Here is a 20,870-nt window from a genome sequence, read left to right as displayed (position 1 = left end):
TTTCACTGGCCAAGGTAAGTGGGGCGAAGGGGAAAGCATCCACCTTAGCAGATTACGTCCTACTGGACGATGGACAGGGCTATCCCTTAGATTCGACCTTGCGAGTCCGTTACACTCTCCAGGAAATAGGAATGTCTGAAGAAACCAGCCTGCCGATTGAGACGACCTGTCTCGATGTGAACAACCTGCAAAAAGAAAACGCCGATTTTCTGCTGCTCGACTGCCGCGAACAGAACGAGTTCGACCTGGTGCGGATCGAGGGCTCGACGTTGATTCCGATGAGCGAACTGCAAGATCGCGTCGGCGAGCTCGAACCGCATCGCCAGCGGCACATCGTCGTGCATTGCCATCATGGCGGGCGAAGCATGCGCGTGACGCAGTGGCTTCGCCAGCAAGGTTTTCCGAAGGTCCAGAACATGGCCGGCGGAATCAATGCCTGGGCTCAGGACATCGATCCGAGCATGGCGACCTATTAGTCTCGGCTATTTCTTTTCTTCGTAAGGCCGCTTCGACAATTCGTGCGGCTTCGGGAAGTCGTCGGGAATGGGCTGCGTCACTTTGCCGGTCGCAGCCCACTCGGTCCCACGCAGAAACGTGGTGATATAGCCGACGCATTCCATCGAATAGTCGCCATGACCCATCGGTGTATGGAAGACGCGACCTTTGCCGTAATCGATGGTCATGATCATTGGCTCGTGCCGGCCGCTGCCACCGGTCGCTGGATCGGCATAGGCCGTGGCGAGAACGGTCATGTTTTCCGCTGGGCCACGTAGCTGATCGTACAGCTCGTCTTGAACGTGCATCCAAGACTTGGGCATCCCTTCGGTGATCGGGTGATCGCCATCGCGGACGACGACTTGAAACGGATGCTGGCGACCATGATGGCCGCCATTGCCCGGCTGGGTATCACGAACGAGCTTTTCTTCTTTGTCGAAGTAGACATACGGTCCGCTCTTGGCGTTACGTCCGCCCCAGCCACCCAGGCCGATGATTCGGTTATATTCGTCCCAGTCGCCAAAGGCATTGTTGGCGGCGTGCACGACGACGAAACCGCCACCTTGCTTCACATAGTCAACAAAGGCCTGATCGGTTTCGGCTGGCCAGCGTTGGCCGTTGTAATTGCTGATGACGACATCGTAGTCGGCGAATTTCGGGGCGAAGCCGGCAGTCGAGTTCGACTCGGTCGATGCGCCGTCGACGGTGAACTTGCCACTCTCTTCCAGATATTGCTTCATCATCTGGGTCGTCTTCGGCCATACGCCATGGTTGTTCTGGCCATCGACAAGGAGTGCCTTCAGCTTGGCGTCTTCGGCTTGGGCAACAGTCGAGAAGGCGGCCAGCAGCAGGCAGGCACAACTCAGCAAAAGGGTACGCATGGGTGGTGGCTCCGAGGGGGAATTTCCTTAGGTCATGTCGAGAGGTGTCACTCGACGCGTCTCAAGTATAGATAAACCTAAGGATCCATGCGAAAGAACGGCCCATTGGGATGGTTTAGAATTCCCAAAGTAGCAAACAAGCGTAGTCCAGGTCGTTTCTTTTGCGATTGTTGGGCGTACTATCGTAGCGATCGTTGGCACTGATCTTCAGCGACAGGCCTTCGCGGATCGCGACGGTGTAGCTCGCCTCGTTCGTAAAGCGGTACCCCTGGTCGGCTTCCATCGAGGGATAGAAGTCAAAGTTCATTGCCAGCTTTTGCCCTACCGTGATCGAATGATTGAAGTCGAAGCCCAGATTCGCTTCCGGGACAATCCCTTTCTGGGGGCTGCCAAACTCTTGATTAAAACCCGCACCACCATTGAGCGTGAAGTCGGTCATGTCGGTCTTATAGGCCTTGTAGCTCACACCACCATTGAAGACCAGGCGGAGGTCGAAGGCTTTGAACTCGTCGTATTCGAGATTCGTGTTCTCGTAGAGCGACCAGTCTTTATAGACCTTCAAAGGCCATTCCAGCTTGTGCTTGAAGAAGGCGTTGTTCTGCGTGAGGCCTTGCGGGCCGGCGGTTCGCAGATGCTTGAATTCCGATGTGAAGATCGTGTATTGGCCTTCGCGCTTGATTTTTGAGCCGACGCGCAAGCTGTTCGATTCGGTATTACCTGTTTGGCCGTTCAAACCAATCTCGGCACTTTTGCTCCACTTCGATTCACCCAGCCAATAGTCGATATGGCCATATTGGCCGTAGGGAACGTAATCGAGGTAACCATAGGAAGGTTCTTCTTCCACCGGCTCACCTTCTTCTTCGCCTTCCATGGTCTCGCCATCCTGCTTTTCCCCTTCCGGCTTTTCTACCGTTTCGGCTTCGGCTGGCTGGGCTTGTTCGGCGAGAGTTGGCTCGGCAGGCAAAGGAGGCAGCAGCTCGGGAACATCGAAAGAGCCATCGATAGACGATTGCACGTCATCGGCCGGCATCAGGTAATGAACGAACTCGGCCGTGGAAATATCGCCGGGCGATTGTTCGAAGTAGCTGAGTCCAATCGAATCAAACGATTCGATTTCGTCACCGGTAGCCGGGACTGCTATCGCTGCCAGCGTTAGCAGAGCCAATGCGAAGATGGATTTTGGGGAGAACCATCCCATACGGGGAATTTCCTTCTCGAACTCCTGGGAGGGGAATCATGGAGAGGAGTCGTATAAGGAAATTCCGGTATGAAGCCAATACCAATCATTAGCGCTCTGAAGAATTCCCAGCGTCAAGCTGGCGGAAGCGAGCAAGAAACAAAAAAAGAGCGTCCCTGGCTGCAAGCAACTAGGGACGCTCTTTGGTGCTGGCGTACAAGGACTTATGACCTCCGTGCCGCCGTATTTAACTGCACATGTTTTGTCGATCGCGTGGCTCTACCGGCATCGACGGTGGAGCAGTCGCTTTAGCGTACCTTGGCAGCGGGCGCGACAAGGTCGGCAACATACGGTGGAGCATCCTGAGTCAGATGCTTCACAAACCGTTGCAACTCCACAGCATTGATCGGAAGGAGTCGCTGCTGCGTGGTCAGGCTCTGGACTGCTTTCCACGGTGCTCCGAGTGAGTACGGAGACGAAGCGGGCTTCGGGTTTGGCTCCCGAGCTACCAGCTCCCCCAGGGTGGACTGTCCATCCTCCATGGTGCGACCAGCGCGATTCAATTGTTTTTGCATCGTCAGAAGCTGTTCCAAAGATTGAACCGCAAATTGAGAATCTCCCGTCTGGCAGATCAAATCGGCTTCAATCTGGATCATCTGGTTCGCAACGCGTCGAGCTTTTTCGGTGCGAGAAGCATTTTCAGCCAGTTCCCGCTGCATGGCAAAAATATTGCTCATCACCAGGTCGGCTCGCTTCGAGTGCTCTGCTTGCAGCAAAACGTTGTTCTGCATGTTCACCAGGTCGGCCAGCGTCAGCTTGGCACGGCGAACGTCGTCTTGAGCCAGAATCAACTGCGAGTTCAAGCTGGCCGACTGGTTGAAGACGTTCTCGGCTTGAATGGCCGCAGGGTACTGCTGAGCAACGCGATCGTGCAGGCTCGCAATGCGATCGAGCGTGACTTCGGCGTCGTTTATCGCCAGTTCAATCTTCGAGAGGCGAGCGAACTGTGCCAACAACTTGTCGTTGATGGTGCTGACGCGCTGCGCCAGATCTTTCTGCTGCTCGAGCGAAACGAGCAAATCGTTTGTGCCAGTGATCGTCTTGGCAGCCTTGCCGAGTTTCTCGACTGAACGATCCATCCGCGATACGCGAATGTTCAGATCGTGTAGCTGCTCCTCCGACGGGCGAACGGCAAAGATGTAAACCAGGATCACCCCGAGAATGATCCCAAAAGCAAATGAACCCCAGCTATAGGGTTCATACCCGTGTTCTTCCCCATCGTAGTCGTGGGTGTTGCGATATCCGTCCCTCATCGTGCACCTGCCTCCTGCGGCCAGCGTTGATCCAAATTAGCCAATCGTTTCCGTACGATAGCACTGGTTATCGTCAAGCTTTATGCAAGCATGCAGGTCTTTTTAGCTTGCCCATTTTCAATGCGGGCTCGCGCGATCAGATTGTGCCGAGTGTTCAGGTTGTGCGTCTGATCAGCCTTCAGAAGGGGGCAAAAGCGAAGATTTCAACGTTGTTCTTTCCTCGATGGTGCCAGCACCTGGTTGCCGGGCGATCAGAATCTGCCAGAAACAGCACCGATTTGCCCTGGACCTGGGAACCTGGACTTTGATACTCTCCGCCCCCACGTAAGTCTCGGGCGGTTCACGAAAGGGTACTGAGTATGAGCAATTTCAATTTCTTTGAATGGATGCGCAACGGGGTCAAGTCGGCCGTGTTGCTCGGCGTTTCCGACGCCGTGGAAGAGATCGGCATGCCGACCGAAGCCGATGGGTCGGACAACAACATCCTGGGCTTTATGCAGAATGCCAAGGCACAGCAGAAGCTGACCAATTCGTCGAGCACCACCAACAGCAGCACGCGCGGCGGTACTCGTAAGCGTTTGGGTCGCTCGCTAAAAGACATCGAGCCATCGACCAAGTAGTCGACGCTGGCTAATCCAGCAGATCACAAAACAGAAAAAGCCATCCGTTGTTTCAAAGCGGATGGCTTTTTTCGTGCGGTTGTTGTTTCAATTCGCAGAGCAAAGTCGCAGGACCTAAGCGGCCTTGGCCTGCGAACTCTTCGTCGTGGTCGACTTCACAGGGGGCGCGATCTTGCCGGCGATTGGGTTTGTTTCCGGCTCAGGCTCCGGTTGCGGTTCTGCTTTCGGTTGCTCCACGCGAGGGCGTCGCGGGTTGAACAGTTGTGGAAAGGCCTTCTTCAGCCGACCATGCCACCAGAACTTATTACGCCACAGAGGAACAGGCTTGAAGTCAGGCGTTTCCCAGTCTTTGGCCGCGATACGTTCGTGCATTACGGCGGGATGGGTGCCGCGATAAGGAATGCACGACTGCATGTCGTAGATGTATTCGCCCACCTCTTCCAGCGGACGGTCCTTGATCTTGGTGACCTGTTTACCCTTTTTGTCGAACACGTAAAACTGCTCGAACTGGGCACTCTTTTCGGCCATGGCCTTCGGGGGACGGACGTAGCCGTAGTGGAAGACCCGGGCATTGATCATCGCCGAGTTCAGCCGTCGGCCATTCTTACCGAAACCACATGCATCGCCCACGCTGCGGATCTGGCGATCGTTGCGAACGATGCGGATTTGCCGGCGATAACCGAGTGGATCGCGAATACTGTAGTCGCCGCGGAAGTGAAGGTAACGGAAGCGGAGCCCTTCGACCCAAGGCTTATTCCAGTTGGTTTCCATCGCCTTGCGAATGGCGGGATAGTCCGATTCGTGGATAACTTCGTCGGCCTGGATATAGAAGCACCAATCGCCGTCACAGCGATCGAATGCCAGGTTGGTTTGGTAAGCGAGGACTTCGCCCGCTTTGCGCATCGCCGGATCCCAAGGCGTGATCTCAATCTCGATCTTGGGATCGCCGATGGACTGGAGCACTTCCAGCGAATTGTCGGAGCAGTCGCCGACCTGAATGACAAAACGATCCACCAACGGGAGAACCGATTTGATACTCTCGACAAATGGGTAGCCGAAACGAACGCCATCCCGCAGGATCGTAAAACCACAAACTCGCATTGAAAGCATCCTTGCGACGCTAGCATATCGGTCCGGGTAGATCTGCCCGCCCAGACCGAATTCGATTGTTCCTTAAGATGACACGGACAATATCAAATAGTCCGTTTTGAAACTAACCCAATCTGAGAGAGGTTAGTCTGTGCTGGCGGCCGACTCTTTCTCGGCTAACAGCTCAGCGAACTGGTCTTCGGTCAGCACCGGTACCCCCAGCGACTCTGCCTTCGCCAGTTTGCTGCCTGCCTTCTCGCCGGCCACTAGATAGCTGGTCTTTTTCGAGACGCTGCCCGAGGCTTTTCCCCCTCGGTCGCGGATGAGCTGCTCGATTTCGTCCCGGGTAAACTTCTCGAGCGAGCCTGTCACGACGAACGACAGGCCATCGAAAACCGCCGGGCCAGACGCTTCACTCCGTTTGGCCGACTCCATCGAGACACCCACGCCTTGCAGATCGGCAACCGTTTCCTGACCGAACTCGCTTTGGAAGAACTCGCGAACCGACGCCGCGATCACCTCGCCGATGTCCTCGATCTCGGCGATCTCTTCCTGCGAGGCTTCCATCAGTTTCTCGATCGAACCGAAATGGACCGCCAGGCGTTCGGCCCCACGGGCACCAACGTGGCGAATCGAAAGGGCGTTCAGCAGCCGGCCGAGCCCACGTGACTTGCTCTCTTCCGCCGCGGCGACAAGCTTGTCTCCGGACTTCTTGCCCATGCGGGGCAGGGCGGCGATTTGATCGGAGGTCAATCGATACAGGTCGCCGTAGGTCTTCACCAGCTTCTCGTCGACCAGCATATCGACCAGCTTGTCTCCCAGGCCCTCGATATCCATCGCGTTGCGGGTCGCGAAGTAGCGAATCCGTTCTTTAATCTGGGCGGGGCAGCCTTCCCAATTGGGGCAGCGAATGTAGACGCCCCCTTCATCTTTGACCACCGGCGTGTTGCATGAAGGGCATTCGGTCGGGAAGGGGAACGGCGGCAGGTCGGTCTTACGTTCGTGCTTCTCGGTCCGGACGATATGCGGGATGATCTTGCCCGCTTTCTCGACCACCACGACGTCGCCGATCCGAACATCCTTGCGGACGATTTCCTCGGCGTTGTGCAAGCTGGCTCGCGAAACGGTCGTTTCGGCCAGCTCGACTGGCTCCAGGATGGCGACCGGCGTGATTGCCCCGGTTTTGCCGACTTGGACTTCGATATTGTTAACCGTGGTGATCGCTTCGTATTTCTCGAACTTGTAGGCGATCAGCCAGCGCGGGCTCTTCGAGGTCGAGCCCAGCTTTTCCCGCTGCTCGAAGCGGTCGACCTTCAAAACGAGGCCATCCACTTCAAACTCAAGTTCGTGCAGCGACTCGATCAGTTCCTGGCAGTGCTCGATCGCCGACTCGAAATCGACAAACGACTGCACAAAGGGAGTTGCCGGCAAGCCATACGAGTTGAGTTCCTTTAAAAACTCGGAGTGCGACGTTGCCTTCAGTCCTTCGACATATCCCACACCATGGCAGAAGACCCGCAGGTTACGTTCGGCGGCGATCCGTGGATCAAGCAGACGAATCGTACCGGCGGTCACGTTACGCGTGTTTTTGTAGGCAGGCTGGCCGGCGGCGGCCTGCTTTTCGTTCAGCTTCACCAAGTCGGCGTTGGTCATATAGACTTCGCCCCGAACTTCGAGGACCGGGGGAACGTCGTCACCGGTGAGCCTGAGTGGGACATCGGCAATGGTTCGGACGTTGTGGGTGATATCGTCCCCCACGGTTCCGTTGCCACGGGTAAGTGCCCGCGTCAGGACGCCATTTTCATACAGCATCGAGACCGCCACGCCGTCGATTTTCAGCTCGACGACCCAGGCAATCTTTTCGTCCGGCAGAAGCTTGGCGATTCGCTCGCCATACTTTTGCAGTTCTTCAATGCTGTAGGTGTTGTCGATGGAGAGCATCGGGATGCGATGCTCGAACTGATCGAGGTGCGAGACCGGCGCATCACCGATTCGCTGCGTGGGGCTGTCGGCCGTGATTAGCTCAGGGTTTTCCGCTTCGAGCTGCTTCAGCTTGTTGAGAAGCTGATCGTATTGGAGATCGGTAAGTTCCGGATTCGCTTCGACGTAATACTTACGGTCGTGAATGCGGATCTCGTCGCGCAGTTTCTCGATATCCGTCTCGATCGACATGACAAACCTTCCAATGTTGCCCGAGCTTGGCTAGGGCAGGGGATCAGGGCTTCTCGAAAGCAGAGGTTACGTGCGACTAGTCCTGGCACTCAGGCGGAAACTGGGCATTGTTGGCCGCATTCGGGACCAGGCAGAGGAATTTCAGCGGAGTGTCGCCCGTATTACGGAACTGGTGGATCTCGTCCGGTTCGACGAGAATGGCATCGCCCGCTTTGATGGGACGGGGCGTTTCGTTCTCTAGAATGACACCTTCCCCGGCGATTACGTAAACTTCGTGCTCGTAGGGGTGATGGTGGTGTGGCGTATGCCCGCCTGGGGCGACCTCGAATTGACGCATGGCGAACAGTGGGGCACCGTCCCGTTCGCTGATCAATTGCTTCACCTGGCACCCGGCAACGCCGGCCATTTCGACCTTGGTTGCTTCTCCCTGGTCGATATTTTGAATCTTCATCACGCTACCCAAATACGATTTGGCCTGGAAATAGGGAACATCTCAAAACTTATCGCACCCCCAACCGCTGAACAAGCGGACACCTATTCCCCTGGTATTCTCAGGCCGAAATTCCCGGTACCATAAAAAATTCATTTGCCATGATGGAAAACCTCCAGGGAAAGGCGAACCTTGTCGACACTGCAGATCGAAGCCCGAGGGGTCGAAGTTCATAACCTGAAAAAGGTCGACCTCGACATACCGCATCGCCAACTCATCGTCTTCTGCGGCGTGAGTGGAAGTGGAAAAACCAGCATGGCCCTCGATACGTTGTATGCCGAAGGGCAACGACGATATATCGAGAGTTTTTCCGCCTACACGCGGCAGTTTCTTGACCGGCTGGAAAAGCCCGATGCCGACCGGATCGATAACATTCCACCGGCGCTGGCCGTTACCAAAGTTAACGATACCCGCTCTAGCCGCTCGACCGTAGGCACGGCGACCGAGACAACCGATTATCTGCGACTGCTGTTCAGCAAGATAGGAACGATCGTCTGTCCTGGCTGTCAGCAGCCAATCACGAAAGATACCCCTGGCCGCGTCGCGGATCAGATCATCGCTTCCGAGGGAACTGGCCGCATGATGGTCGCCTTCCCGGTCGTTTGCGAGAAGGACGAATGCGAAGGGGTGATCACGCAGCTTCGGGAGGATGGTTTCAGCCGCACGATCGTTGGTGGCGAGACTGTTTCGCTGACGCCAGATCTCGACGAACCGCTCACCAAACGTCTGGAAGCAGGCGAAACGATCTCGGTGGTCCTCGATCGTCTTACCTTCGAGTCGCTGAAGGTCGAACGCTTGCGAGAATCTTTGGAAGCTGGCTTCGCCCACGGTGACGGCGTGTGCGAGATCCTGGTTCAACCGCAAGAGAGTGGGACGCTGCAAGGGCATGGCGTTTCGGTTGAGATCGACGGACAACGATGGCAGAGCCTGCGTTACAGCACGCAGCTTCGCTGCGAAGCGTGTCAGCTGGAATTCATCGAGCCTGATCCACGGTTGTTCAACTTCAACAGCCCGCTGGGGGCCTGCCCCGACTGCGAAGGCTTCGGCAACATCATCGACATGGACATGGACCTGATTGTTCCAGATCGACGCAAATCGATCGCGGAAGGTGCCATCGCTCCGTGGAACACACCGGCCTACAAACACGAGTTGGAAGAGCTGATTGCCCTGGCGCCTGACTACGATATTCCGATCAACGCCCCCTATCGCGACTTGACCGAAAAGCAAGTCAACTTGATTGTCGAAGGGGTTCCGGAACGAGAGTTCGGCGGGCTGAAAGGTTTCTTTGCGTGGCTCGAACGTCGCAAGTACAAGATGCACATGCGAGTGTTCCTCAGCCGCTGGCGAAGTTTCCGCATGTGCGAGGCCTGCCATGGTACCCGTCTTCGGCCAGAAGCGTTGGCTGTTCGGGTTGGGGGCAAGAACATCGCCGAGATCTCGTCGATGAAGATCGTCGACGCCTTGGCTCACTTTCATGCCCTGGAACTTTCGGACTATCAAAGTGCTCTGTGCCGCCAGGTGATGCCTCAGGTGCTAGCGCGACTGCAGTACTTGTGCATTGTAGGACTGGGCTACTTAGCATTGGATCGTTCGCTGCGAACACTCAGTGGTGGCGAAGCCCAACGGGTGACGCTGACCAGCACCCTGGGTTCTAGCTTGGTGAACATGCTTTACGTGCTGGATGAACCAACGGCCGGGCTGCACCCCAGCGACATTGCCCGGTTGAACGAAGCAATTGTCGATCTGCGGAATCGAGGCAACACAGTGGTGGTTGTCGAGCACGAAGAGACGCTGATTCGTGCCGCCGACCAGATCATTGAATTCGGTCCCGGCGCCGGCGAACGTGGCGGTGAGATCATGTTCCAAGGCTCTCCCAACGAAATCGAAGGGGACGAAGACAGCCTCACCGGTGAATTCCTTTCTGGCCGCCGAAGTGTTGTGCGGAAACGAGATCGCCGTTCGACGACCCACGGCCGCGTTCGCCTGAAGGGCGCTCGGGGCAACAACCTGAAAGACTTGGAAATCGAGTTCCCGCTCGGCGTTTTGACCGTGGTGACGGGCGTCTCTGGGGCCGGCAAAAGCTCACTGGTCGATCAAACGCTTTACCCGGCACTTTGCCGCCGCAAGCGAAAAGAAAATATTCAAAGCCTGCCCTACGACGACGTCTTTGGGGATGGCCAGATCGACGATGTCGTTTTGGTCGATCAAGGACCGATCGGACGTTCGCCGCGATCCAATCCGGTGACCTATATCAAGGCGTTCGACGAAATTCGTAACGTCTTCGCCTCGACCATGCAGGCCCGGACTCGCAATCTGACGGCCAGCCATTTTAGCTTCAACGTCCAAGGTGGCCGCTGCGAAAGCTGCAACGGCGACGGGCACATCGCTATCGACATGCAGTTCATGGCGGACGTTTATGTGAAGTGCCCTGAGTGCAAGGGGCAACGCTACAAGAAGGAAGTCCTCGAGATCACCTATCGCGGCAAGAGCATCGCCGACGTCTTGAATATGACGGTGCGTGAGGCGTTCGTCTTCTTCCGTGGGCAGCCCAAAGTTCAAGCCAAGTTGAACCTGCTGAACGAAGTTGGCCTCGACTATCTGCGTCTGGGACAGCCGGCCAATACGCTTTCGAGCGGGGAAGCGCAACGTTTGAAGCTGGCCGGAAATCTCGCGACGACCAAAAAGGCTCGAACGCTATTCTTGATGGACGAACCGACCACCGGTTTGCATTTCGCCGATATCGTTCAACTGCTCGACTGCTTCGCGAACTTGCTGCAGATTGGGCACTCGTTGATCGTGGTCGAGCACAACATCCATGTGATGATGGCGGCCGACTACATCATCGACCTTGGCCCAGGTGCCGCCGACGAAGGTGGCAACGTAGTCGCCATGGGGACGCCTGAAGAGATCGCGGAGAATCCTGCCTCGGTGACCGGCAAGCATTTGGCGGCGGCTCTTAAGACGTTGAAGGCGTAGGGCATGCTGCGTCAGGGGAAGACCTCTTCGCTGGAGGTGGAAGTCTGGTACGTTCCGGGCGATTTGACCACTGCGGAGCCGAAGTACCTGGAAGGCCCTTTCATCCAGGGAGGCAAGACACTGACTTCCCGCTTGCCGTTTCGCCCCGCCATGCTTGGGGAGCAAGCGGCTTGGAAAGCGATCGTGCCGGAGCCAAGTCTTTGGACGCCCCAGGCCCCGGCCGTTTATCGAGTCAACGATACCGATCAGGTGATTGGCCTGCGTGAACTTCGCGCTCGGGGCGAAAGCTTCTATCAAAATGAATTCCGCTGGCTGATCCGCGCGGCGTCGAGTTCGTCTGGTGAATTCGTCGGCTGGCAAATGTCCGATCTGGTGCCTATCGTCAGGCGGCCAACGCCTGAGATGCTTCAGACTGGCACGCTTTCGGGCCAGCCTTTGGTTGTTTGGCTGGATGGACCAGTGGATGCCATGCTGGCCGAAGCAAGTCAGGCCGCGGCGGTTCAGATGGTGATTCTCCCCGCGGAATCGAACCCAACAGGACTGGTCCATTCACATCTGCTGATCGGTGCGGCGATCTCAGGGGAAAGCACTCTGCCGGAATGGGCTCATTTCGTGGTGGTGCCGGAAGAATTGTTGGCGGAAGGTTGGACCCCCAGTCGTCGACTTCCGGTCGTGGCCACGCGACAATGGAAGACTGATGGGGCATCGCCACAGCAACTTCGGACCGACTGCGATCGATTTCAGGCGGAACTAAGTCGAGGGGCCGAGTATGCCGGCCTGTGGCTTCTAGCGAAAGATAATCAATGACCGATCCCTTTGACCGCTATGCCCGTCAGATGAGCTTCGCGCGATTCGGTCGCGAAGGCCAGGAGAAGCTCTCGCAGTCGACAGCCTTGGTCGTGGGGCTGGGGGCTCTTGGTTCGGTCATTGCGAACACACTCGCTCGGTCTGGGGTCGGTACGCTGCGGATCGTCGACCGCGACTACGTCGAGTGGAATAACCTTCAGCGGCAGTTCATCTACACTGAAGAAGACGTTCGCGATCGCCTTCCCAAAGCGATTGCGGCAAAGAACCATCTGCAAGCGGCCAACGCCGACATTCGCATCGATGCGCAGATTGCTGACGTCGATCATCGCAATATCGAGCAGCTATGCCAGGGCGTCGATGTGATTGTCGATGGAACGGATAACTTCGAGATCCGCTTTCTGCTGAACGATGCGTCGCTGAAGCTGGGGATTCCCTGGGTTTATGGCGGATGCATCGGTGCCGAAGGACAGACGATGACCATCTTGCCGGGCGAAGGCGCCTGTCTGAGGTGCATCGTACCCGACTCGCCCCCTCCAGGCACAACGCCGACCTGCGACACGGCAGGCATTCTGGCACCGATCATCGGGGTGATCGCTTCGATGGAGAGCATGGAGGCGCTGAAGATCTTAAGTGGCCATCAAGACCAGGTCAGCCGCACGCTGAATGTGATCGACCTTTGGGACAATCGCCTGCGGCAAGTGAAGCTTGGCAACGTGGCTGGCAATGCGAGTTGCCCGGCCTGTGGTCAGCGCAATTACGAGTGGCTCGATGGCAAGCGTGGCAGTCAATCGGCGGTGCTATGTGGTCGCGATGCGGTGCAGTTAAGCTTCCCCGATGGAGACGCGATCGACCTGACCGCGTTCGCGGAAAAGCTGAAGCCGCTGGGAAGTGTCGAGGCCAACGCGTACCTTCTGCGGGCCAATATTGGCGAGCACGCTTTCACGCTATTTGGCGATGGCCGCTGCATCGTTCACGGGACCAGCGACCCGGCCGAAGCACGCACGCTACATGCCCGTTATATCGGGACTTAGCTCCGCTGGTATTCTGGTTTCAGCCAGCCGATCGCAGTACAATACAGATAGCAACAGACGGCTATTCGCATTCGTAGATTAACCCCCATGCGAGCAAGGAACTTTCCCGTGACACAACAACCTCACCATCCGTTCAATGAGTCCGATTACCAACACATGTTGGACGCAATGTTCGTGAAGCAGAACGAGGAGCTTTGGAGTCGACTGCGGGAACAGATTGCTGAAGAACAGCGCGTTGATGAACTGTCCAAGGCAATCGGCATCGACGACAAAGAGCTGATTCAATCGCTGCTGGATATGGGCATTACGGCTCGAAGTATGGCCGCACTCACGATGTACCCAATGGTAAGTGTCGCCTACGCGGACGGCATCTTGGGCATCGAAGAACGCGACCTGATTATGAAGATGGCTGGTGAGTGGAACATGAAACCGGGCGATCCAGGTTTCGAGGTTCTGAACGACTGGCTATCGTCTGGCCCAACCGAAGATGGCCTGGCGACCTGGCAGAAGTACATGCAGGCCATTCTGGCCCAGATGAATCCGCAGCAAGTTGCGGAAATGAAAGAGTGCATCATGAAGCGATCGCGGGCCGTGGCCATGGCGGTCGGCGATGTGCTGGGCCGCTTTGGCGATCGTACCAATAAGGCGGAAGATGCCCGCCTTGCCGAGATCGAAGCGACCTTCCCGTAAACCCGGGGGGGCTTTGCCTAATCTTTTTCCGCGAATCGTTTGCAAGATTTCTCGATTCGCTGCAAACTGGGTAGTTCCCGGGGGGAGTAGTGCTCGCTCCCTCCGTTTCCTTTTCCAGCTCATCCCAGTTTGTGATGTCCATGCAGCGATCGCTCGCGCGCCCTTCATTCTCGGCTGCCATGCTCGGAATCGGCCTGATTGGCTTGATTTCCTGTCTGGCTCATGCTGCCGATCAGGGCAATCCACTGGAAAGTCGAGGGTTCGAGAAATTCGGCTCGAAGTGGGTTCTGAAGGAAGAACTGGCGCTGAAACGCGATATCGACACGCTGGAAGAAATCGTCAAACGGACGACTCCTCTGCGTCGCCAGGTCGAACTGGCCGTGGCCGACAACGCCCAGCGTTGGCAGCGTCAGCAGGTCGCCTCGAAATTGATCGACCAGATTGCCGTTGCCATGAAACGCAACGCAGTGGGGACCGACGAAGAGAAAAAGGTCCAGCAGCAGATCGATCTTTTAAAGCGTGAACTGCGGGACGGTGTCGCTCCTGATCGCTTCGGCGGTCAGCCTCACATGCGGGCCATGCTTGAATCGTTGACGTTGATGCATCAACAAGCTTCGGTGTTGGCGATTCGCATCGAAGCACAAAGTGGCCAGATCCATGCTCGCTATCACGAATTGCCCGAGTCCGCACACATGTGGATTGCCGAGCAGCCACGTGAGAATCTGGGACCGCTATTCCGTGCCGAGCAGGTCGAACAGGTTGTTCGCAAGGCGCGAGCATCGATGAACCTGGATGAGATTCCGTTGTTTCTTCAAGGACAACAGAAGCGAATCGGAATTGTCCTAGGTGACCAGTATCCGACGGTCGTTACGGTTTCCCCTAAGACCAACGCGCTGATTCTCACCTCGAACATGGCTTACTCTATCGGGCTGCGAAGTCTCGGCGAAGTCGAATCGATCACCCTGCCAGGCGGGCAAAAGGCGAGTGCGCGAAGCGGAAAGCTTACGCAGCTAAGGATCGGCACCATCTCGATGCAAGATGTGTCGGTTATGGTTCTGGAACCCTCCGATGAGCATCTAGGGGGCTATCTTGGCCTCAGGATGCTTCAGGCCTGGAACCCCCAGTTTGCCGACTCAGGAGTGGGGCTCTCTTTAGATCCCACCACGCAAGTGTCAACCGCCTCTCGTTAGTGGGGGATCCGATCGTCCGATGGAACGATTGGGCAGGGTAAGGCAAGGTTGGAGGACTTCTACTTTCGACCTGGATTTTCCAAGAATTCGGGGGACAATGCTTCCATTACGATAGATAATGGTAACAATGAGTAGCCTGGGAGAATCTCCCGCGAGTCACACATAAAATTTCGATGAGGTGCCCCAAAATCTTTGCGAATTGGGTTTTCCTAGTTTCGGAATAAGCATTATGAATAACATCGCGTCCCGGGAAATTCGGCAAAGTTTGCGTGTTGGTTAATTTTTGCCCATTAGATCGCCGAATCGGTACTAGACGGGCTTTGAATTGTACACACGGAAACTGAGCGTATAATTTCGTTTAAGTCGGTTTGACGCGATAGCAAATTTGTTTGGGAGTATTGGGGTTGGCGGCGAAACCCAAAATCCTGTGCCTGTGCGATGCGACCAACGATACCAATGTCGTTGAGGAACTTCGCCAGGATTTTGAAGTCACGGAAGTGCATAATCCACTTCGCGTGATTGCCAAACTTCGAAGTGCCCCCTATAGCGGCCTGTTCATCTCGACTTCGCATCAGGAAGTCTCGAGTCGCATCAGTAATCTGCTCGAGAACGAGCACATCCTCGACGGTATGCCCGACGGTGTTGCGATGTTGGATCGCGATAACACCATCCTGTGGGTAAATGCCTGTTTGGCGCGTTGGGCCAACCGAGGCGATCTGGTTGGCCAGAACTTCTACGCAGCCCTCAACAGCCCCGAGATCCTTGGTCCGGATTACTGTCCGTTTCATACGGCCATGACGACCGGGGAGGCGAGCGGGTCGACGCTTCGCACGGAAGACAATCGTTACTTCCATGTACACGCGGCCCCGGTCATGACACCGTCGGCTCCGCCGAATAACCTCATCGTTACCGTCCGCGACGTTACCGATGAAGTCATTCAGCGACAAAAGCTCGACGCGATTCACCGGGCTGGGATGGAACTCGCCGATCTGACGACCGAAGAAATCTTCAACATGGAGGTTTCCGAGCGGATCGAACTGCTGAAGAGCAACATCCTGCACTACACGAAGGATCTCCTCAGCTTCGACGTCATCGAAATTCGACTGCTCGATCAGCGAACCGGAGAACTGGTTCCGCTGCTGTCAGTGGGCATCGACAAAGAAGCAGCCGAACGCGAACTGTACGCCCAAAGCACGAATAACGGCGTGACCGGCTTCGTTGCCTCGACCGGCAAGAGCTACCTTTGCGAAGACACCAGCAAAGACCCGCTTTACCTGGAAGGTTTCAAGGGAGCGAAGAGCTCGCTGACCGTTCCGCTGCTGCTGCACGATCAAGTCATTGGATCGTTCAACGTTGAAAGCCCAGAACCACGGGCCTTCACCAACAGCGATCTGCAGTTCCTCGAGATCTTCTGCCGCGATCTGGCGGTCGCCTTGAACACGCTGGAATTGCTCGTCGCTCAGCAGGCCAATACGGCGCAAGCAAGTGTCGAAGCGATCCACAGTGCGGTCGCTTTGCCGATCGACGAGATCTTGAACGATGCTGTGAACGTGATGCAGCGTTACATTGGCCACGATGAAGAAGTGGTCGAGCGTCTGAAGAACATCATTCAAAACAGCCGCGACATCAAACGCGTGATCCAACGCGTTGGCGAAAAGATGACGCCTGCCAAGGCGGTTCCAGCTTCGGCCAAGCAAGAGCAGCGTCCGCTATTGAAAGCGGCTCGCGTGTTGGTTGCCGACGCGGACGAATCGGTTCGCAGTGCGGCTCACGCCCTCTTGGATCGTTACGGCTGCGACGTCGAAACGGCACACGACGGAACCGAAGCTCTTTGCATGGTTCGGGCCGGACTACATTCCACCGGATACGATGTCATCATCAGCGACGTGCACCTGCCCGATATGTCGGGGCATCAGTTGATGGTGAAATTGGGCGGCATTATCTCCCCCGTCCCGATGGTCCTGATGACCGGCTTCGGCTACGACCCAGGCCACTCGATTGTGAAGGCTCGCCAGGCAGGCCTGCTGCCGAACGCGGTCCTCTACAAGCCATTCCGCCTCGATCAACTGGTCGAAACGGTTGAACGGGTTATGACCGCGTTCGCGGGTACGCACTCTACTTAACGCACTTCTTCTGGAAGCTGTCGTTTGCTCGTTCCGTTTTCGGGGCGAATCGCAATGTAAAGTTCCGTAGGGCTGCCGCGATGTCGTCTGGTACCACCAGAGGATCCCACCTATTCTTAAGCGGTCTTAGGGCAACAACCACCAAAACTTCGGCTCATAATGTATGCACTCATGGCGGTGCTGATGCTGATCGCAGGCATCGGCCATCTGGCAATCTGGACGCGACTTCACTGCTTTGTTCATAGTCTTCCTTACAAGCAGTGGCTGATTGATACGGCCGAGTTCACAACCTACATCATGTCGGTGCTGATTCCTTCGCTGTTCCTGGTGTGGTGGATTCAACAACCTCTCGACTGGCAGGCAGCCGACGGAGAACCGGTCACCTATTCGACGCTTTACTACGTTTGGCTAGTCTACGGAACGCTGTCGGTGATCGGCTTCTTCATGGCGACGTTTTTGTGGCTGCTTTATCAGCGTGATGCTCACATCGCCGCAGGCTATTTCAACGAACGCCTGCTCGCGTCGTTCAACTTTGACGAGAAGGCTCCGCAGTGGCTCACTTCGACCAGTACGAAGATCGCCAGCATGATCCCAGCGAACCAGATTCTACGGCTGGAAGTGGATCGCAAAGAACTTTTTCTGCCGCGACTTCCGCAAGAGCTCGATGGCTTCACGATCACGCATCTTTCCGATCTGCATCTGAAGGGGCACATGGCCGAGGACTTCTACCGCAAGGTGGTCGACCAGGCCCAAGACCTGCAGAGTGAAATGATCATGATCGCAGGCGACATCTTCGATCGTGACAAGTGCTTTCCGTGGACAGAAACGCTTGCCGGTCTGACGGCCGACTGCGGGACCTATTTCATCCTTGGCAATCACGAGAACCGTTTGCTGGATAAGGGCATGGCCCGCAAGGTATTGGTCGACGAGGGAATGATTGATCTGGGTAGTCGACATCTGACGCTGATGATTCGCAATTATCCCGTGTTGATGGCAGGCAACGAATTGCCCTGGCATCCACCGGCCGCCGATTTAGACAACTTCGATCCAGGCCAGTTCGAGCAGCGCCCTTTCCGGATTCTGCTTTCCCACTCGCCAGACCAGATCAACTGGGCGCGGGCGAACGATTTCGATTTGATGCTGGCCGGGCACAATCATGGCGGACAGATTCGCTTGCCGGTGATTGGTCCCTTGGTCAGCCCTAGTCGTTACGGAACCAGGTACGCTGGTGGAACTTTCTTCGCTGACCCAACGCTGATGCACGTTAGTCGTGGGATCTCAGGCACTAGTCCTTTACGTTGGAATTGTCCGCCAGAGATTACACAGCTAGTCCTGCGAACCCGCGCCTAAGGTTTGCTCCCTCTTCGAACGCAGCAAGCCCCAACAAAGCGGCGGTGTGAAGACCGGTCACTTTGGTTGGGGCGTTGCCAACACTCCAAGGGCAAGTGGAGTTGTCAACTCAGTTCATCAAGGCGTTGGCAGGCCGATTGTCGGTGACAAAGAAGTCGGCGAATTCGGGGGCTTCGATCGCGGTCCCCTCCATGTCGTATTCGTCGGAAATCAAGCTGCCGATATAAGCCTGAAGCGTTCGCGAGGCTCCTTCATCGGCGTGATGCGTGGCGACCTCGCTGGCGAAGTTCACCAGGTCGTACACTCGGCACTTGGCGGGCAGAACTCGCAAACGCTTCTCGCTGAGGGCATCTAAGTTGGTCAGCCCATAAAGCTGGTTCATCCGGCCGGTCAGTCGATGGAAGTCGGTCAGCACGTTGGGACGGTCGAACGACTTCGCCCGATCCCATTTGAACAGCAACTTGTAAAGCTTGTTGCACTCGTTCAGCGAAGCCCACGAGGTTTGTGAACTCTCGAAGCGTTGCCGCAGACCTGCATAGCCTTCGCCGTTGTCGTAACTTTCCAAGGCTCTGGAAATACAATGGCCGATATCTTTGCCCAAGCTGATGTCGCTGCGGAAGGCTCGGCTGTAGCCAATTGCCCCGTTGCTGCACAACATCCGAAGGAACGACAGGTAAATCTTCGGTTGGCTGAACCCATCGATCGGGGTTTCCATGACGAAGCGATGCTTGAACTTGTCGCCGCCGATCTCGAAGTCACAGTCCCCGCTGCGTGGACGATGCGTGCTGGTGATGACTCCTTCGGTGTACTTGATGTCTTTTCCGCCGTAGTGATCGAGCAGTGCTCGAACTTCTTCGTGGGTGATCACCGGGCGTTTCGGATTGCTGACCGAAAGCAGTCGAGGTCCTTTCGGCCCGCCACGTTCCAGGCAATAGCGGACCGAGTCGTTCGGAGCTTTCTCCGAAATTCGCTGGAAGACTTCGCCATGATCGAAGTAGCGGAAAACGCTTTCCGAAAAGCCAAACCGCATGAACATCGACTTCCAGAATCGTCGCGTAGGACGAACCTTCTCGCCGTTCAGGTCCAGGCCGGTCACTTCGACGCGGCCAGATTTTTCGTCTCGTTGAGCTTCCACCCGAAAATCACTTACGCGGGCATGGCCATATTCAAAATTCCATCGCATGGTCAGGGATCCTTCCAGGAAAGTTGGGTTCTCGATTAGGCACAGTCGAACCAGATCGCAGCCGACGCTTAAAAGCGGCTGCGATGCTGTTCCCACATCGGACGGGTCTCCTTGAGGGCGGCGACCAATTTCGGAAGTTTGACTTGGGTACCGGCGATCAGTCGACGCGATCGCTGGCTGATTGCTTCAATCTCGCGATTCATCTTGAGACTGTTCCACTGATCGCCGGTCCACACGTATTGCTCCGTTGCCGCGGCGGTTTTCATGATCGGATGCGGTGTCTGCTGACACTGCACGACTTGCTTGAACGCCAGTTCGGCATGTTTGCGAAAGACTCGCCCGCACATCTGGATGGTGCAAGCCTTGCTCGATGGACGACAGAACACCGTCTTCAGGTCGGGGCAATCGAAGCCCTCCGTCAAGATGTTCATGTTGATCAAAACCTCGATCTTGCCTGTCAGGAAGTCGGCCAATTGTCGATCGCGATCGCTTTTGGCGGTCACGATTTCGCTGCGAATGCCACGCAGGGTCAGTTGGGCCTGGCATTCGACGCATTGGTCGTGGCGGTGGAAGAAGACAATCGACTTCCCCCACCGCTGGATGTCCGCCGCATAAGTTTCAGCGACGGCTCCCGGGGTATATTCTGGAATGGTGTAGTGGTGATATTGGCTAAGGTAGCCATCTTGAATCAGCTGATGGATGCCAGCATCGCGGATCACATGATCGAAGCACAACTTCACCCGGTCGCCACGGAACGGTGTCGCGGTCAGGCCGACGATGTACTGCGGACGAATCGAGCAGTGCAGGTTGGCCATGCTCATGGCGGCGTCGTGCTGGGCTTCATCCACGATCAGCATGTCGACTTTGGGGGGATCTTTGTCGAACGTCGAGATCAGTTCCAGCTTCACATCGAAGCCGCGAGCCAGGTTTTCTTCCTGGGCTTGCTTCAGCAAGTTGCGTCGCATCGAGACCCAGCCGATCGATAGGCCAAAGTGCTTTTGCATCCACTGGGCGATCGCCAGGCCCATGACTGTTTTGCCGCTGCCAGTGGGGCTTTCGATCAAGACCGAAGCACTCGAGCCGGCGAACTCGTCGAACGGATCGGCGGCGGCGTTGAGCAAGGCTTTGATCGCCTTGGTGACGATTCGCAGTTGGTAAGAGCGAGGCTGCGCGGCGACTCCCTCGAACAGGTCTTCCAGTACCGAAAGCTCGGCAAAGGCCGCCTTCGATTCGACCGATTCTTCCATCCAATCACACATTTGCAGGCCAGTATCCACAGCCAT

17 protein-coding genes are annotated in these 20,870 nt (G+C 56.2%); 9 read left to right on the top strand and 8 right to left on the bottom strand.

Translation table 11 applies throughout. From position 1 onward, the window contains the following. Positions 1 to 131 precede the first annotated feature (131 nt). Complete coding sequence (locus AB1L30_RS02605; protein ID WP_367011791.1) at positions 132 to 476, top strand: rhodanese-like domain-containing protein; 345 nt, start codon at positions 132 to 134, stop codon at positions 474 to 476. 6 nt (positions 477 to 482) lie between these two features. Here AB1L30_RS02605 and AB1L30_RS02600 read toward each other — a convergent pair whose 3' ends face one another. From AB1L30_RS02600 to AB1L30_RS02590, 3 genes are all read right to left on the bottom strand, one after another. After that, entirely contained in the window at positions 483 to 1,376 is an 894-nt protein-coding gene (locus tag AB1L30_RS02600) for a ThuA domain-containing protein (protein ID WP_367011790.1), read from the bottom strand. 115 nt (positions 1,377 to 1,491) lie between these two features. After that, positions 1,492 to 2,574 carry a DUF481 domain-containing protein gene (locus AB1L30_RS02595; protein ID WP_367011789.1) on the bottom strand — a complete coding sequence of 361 codons (1,083 nt, stop codon included), beginning with the start codon at positions 2,572 to 2,574 and terminating at the stop codon, positions 1,492 to 1,494. Between the two features lie 287 nt (positions 2,575 to 2,861). Next, positions 2,862 to 3,866, bottom strand: a complete 1,005-nt coding sequence (locus AB1L30_RS02590) for a hypothetical protein (RefSeq protein ID WP_367011788.1) — start codon at positions 3,864 to 3,866, stop codon at positions 2,862 to 2,864. A gap of 359 nt (positions 3,867 to 4,225) precedes the next feature. Between AB1L30_RS02590 and AB1L30_RS02585 the strand changes: the two genes are divergently transcribed. Continuing rightward, complete coding sequence (locus AB1L30_RS02585; protein ID WP_367011787.1) at positions 4,226 to 4,486, top strand: hypothetical protein; 261 nt, start codon at positions 4,226 to 4,228, stop codon at positions 4,484 to 4,486. A 114-nt stretch (positions 4,487 to 4,600) separates the two neighbouring features. On the opposite strand, the gene AB1L30_RS02580 is transcribed toward AB1L30_RS02585, so the two are convergent. The 3 genes from AB1L30_RS02580 to AB1L30_RS02570 form a co-directional block, all read right to left on the bottom strand. Then, positions 4,601 to 5,587 (bottom strand): hypothetical protein, encoded by a 987-nt coding sequence (locus AB1L30_RS02580; protein ID WP_367011786.1) that lies wholly within the window; start codon positions 5,585 to 5,587, stop codon positions 4,601 to 4,603. A 132-nt stretch (positions 5,588 to 5,719) separates the two neighbouring features. After that, the gene (ligA, locus tag AB1L30_RS02575) at positions 5,720 to 7,747 is read right to left on the bottom strand and encodes an NAD-dependent DNA ligase LigA (RefSeq protein ID WP_367011785.1); all 2,028 of its coding nucleotides are present in this window, start codon (positions 7,745 to 7,747) and stop codon (positions 5,720 to 5,722) included. A 76-nt stretch (positions 7,748 to 7,823) separates the two neighbouring features. Beyond that, positions 7,824 to 8,198, bottom strand: a complete 375-nt coding sequence (locus tag AB1L30_RS02570; protein ID WP_367011783.1) for a cupin domain-containing protein — start codon at positions 8,196 to 8,198, stop codon at positions 7,824 to 7,826. A 171-nt stretch (positions 8,199 to 8,369) separates the two neighbouring features. On the opposite strand from AB1L30_RS02570, the gene uvrA reads away from it, so the two are divergent. The 7 genes from uvrA (at position 8,370) to AB1L30_RS02535 (ending at position 18,404) form a co-directional block, all read left to right on the top strand. Beyond that, positions 8,370 to 11,213 (top strand): excinuclease ABC subunit UvrA, encoded by a 2,844-nt coding sequence (gene uvrA, locus AB1L30_RS02565; protein WP_367011781.1) that lies wholly within the window; start codon positions 8,370 to 8,372, stop codon positions 11,211 to 11,213. A 3-nt stretch (positions 11,214 to 11,216) separates the two neighbouring features. Next, on the top strand, positions 11,217 to 12,020 hold the full coding sequence (locus AB1L30_RS02560) for a hypothetical protein (protein ID WP_367011780.1): 804 nt from the start codon (positions 11,217 to 11,219) through the stop codon (positions 12,018 to 12,020). Next, entirely contained in the window at positions 12,017 to 13,051 is a 1,035-nt protein-coding gene (locus tag AB1L30_RS02555) for a ThiF family adenylyltransferase (protein WP_367011778.1), read from the top strand. The genes AB1L30_RS02560 and AB1L30_RS02555 overlap by 4 nt, the downstream gene beginning before the upstream one ends. A 108-nt stretch (positions 13,052 to 13,159) precedes the next feature. Next, complete coding sequence (locus AB1L30_RS02550) at positions 13,160 to 13,741, top strand: hypothetical protein (protein WP_367011777.1); 582 nt, start codon at positions 13,160 to 13,162, stop codon at positions 13,739 to 13,741. A gap of 140 nt (positions 13,742 to 13,881) precedes the next feature. Beyond that, positions 13,882 to 14,931, top strand: coding sequence for a hypothetical protein (locus AB1L30_RS02545; RefSeq protein WP_367011775.1), 1,050 nt, complete (start codon positions 13,882 to 13,884; stop codon positions 14,929 to 14,931). Positions 14,932 to 15,335: 404 nt separating this feature from the next. Next, positions 15,336 to 17,054: a response regulator gene (locus AB1L30_RS02540; protein ID WP_345084183.1), complete on the top strand. Its 1,719-nt coding sequence runs from the start codon at positions 15,336 to 15,338 to the stop codon at positions 17,052 to 17,054. A gap of 159 nt (positions 17,055 to 17,213) precedes the next feature. Further along, positions 17,214 to 18,404 (top strand): metallophosphoesterase, encoded by a 1,191-nt coding sequence (locus AB1L30_RS02535; RefSeq protein ID WP_367011774.1) that lies wholly within the window; start codon positions 17,214 to 17,216, stop codon positions 18,402 to 18,404. 109 nt (positions 18,405 to 18,513) lie between these two features. Here the strand turns inward: AB1L30_RS02535 and AB1L30_RS02530 are convergent, their stop codons facing one another. Together AB1L30_RS02530 and AB1L30_RS02525 are read right to left on the bottom strand one after the other, a co-directional pair. Further along, a complete protein-coding gene (locus AB1L30_RS02530; RefSeq protein WP_367011773.1) occupies positions 18,514 to 19,587 on the bottom strand; it encodes a DUF932 domain-containing protein in 1,074 nt (357 codons plus the stop codon). A gap of 68 nt (positions 19,588 to 19,655) precedes the next feature. Beyond that, on the bottom strand, positions 19,656 to 20,870 hold the full coding sequence (locus tag AB1L30_RS02525) for a DEAD/DEAH box helicase family protein (RefSeq protein WP_367011772.1): 1,215 nt from the start codon (positions 20,868 to 20,870) through the stop codon (positions 19,656 to 19,658).

It is taken from the genome of Bremerella sp. JC817, assembly GCF_040718835.1.
Classification (GTDB): Bacteria; Planctomycetota; Planctomycetia; order Pirellulales; family Pirellulaceae; genus Bremerella.
The sequence above is the reverse complement of the archived record's forward strand: the minus strand, read 5'-3'. Positions and strand labels throughout refer to the sequence as shown.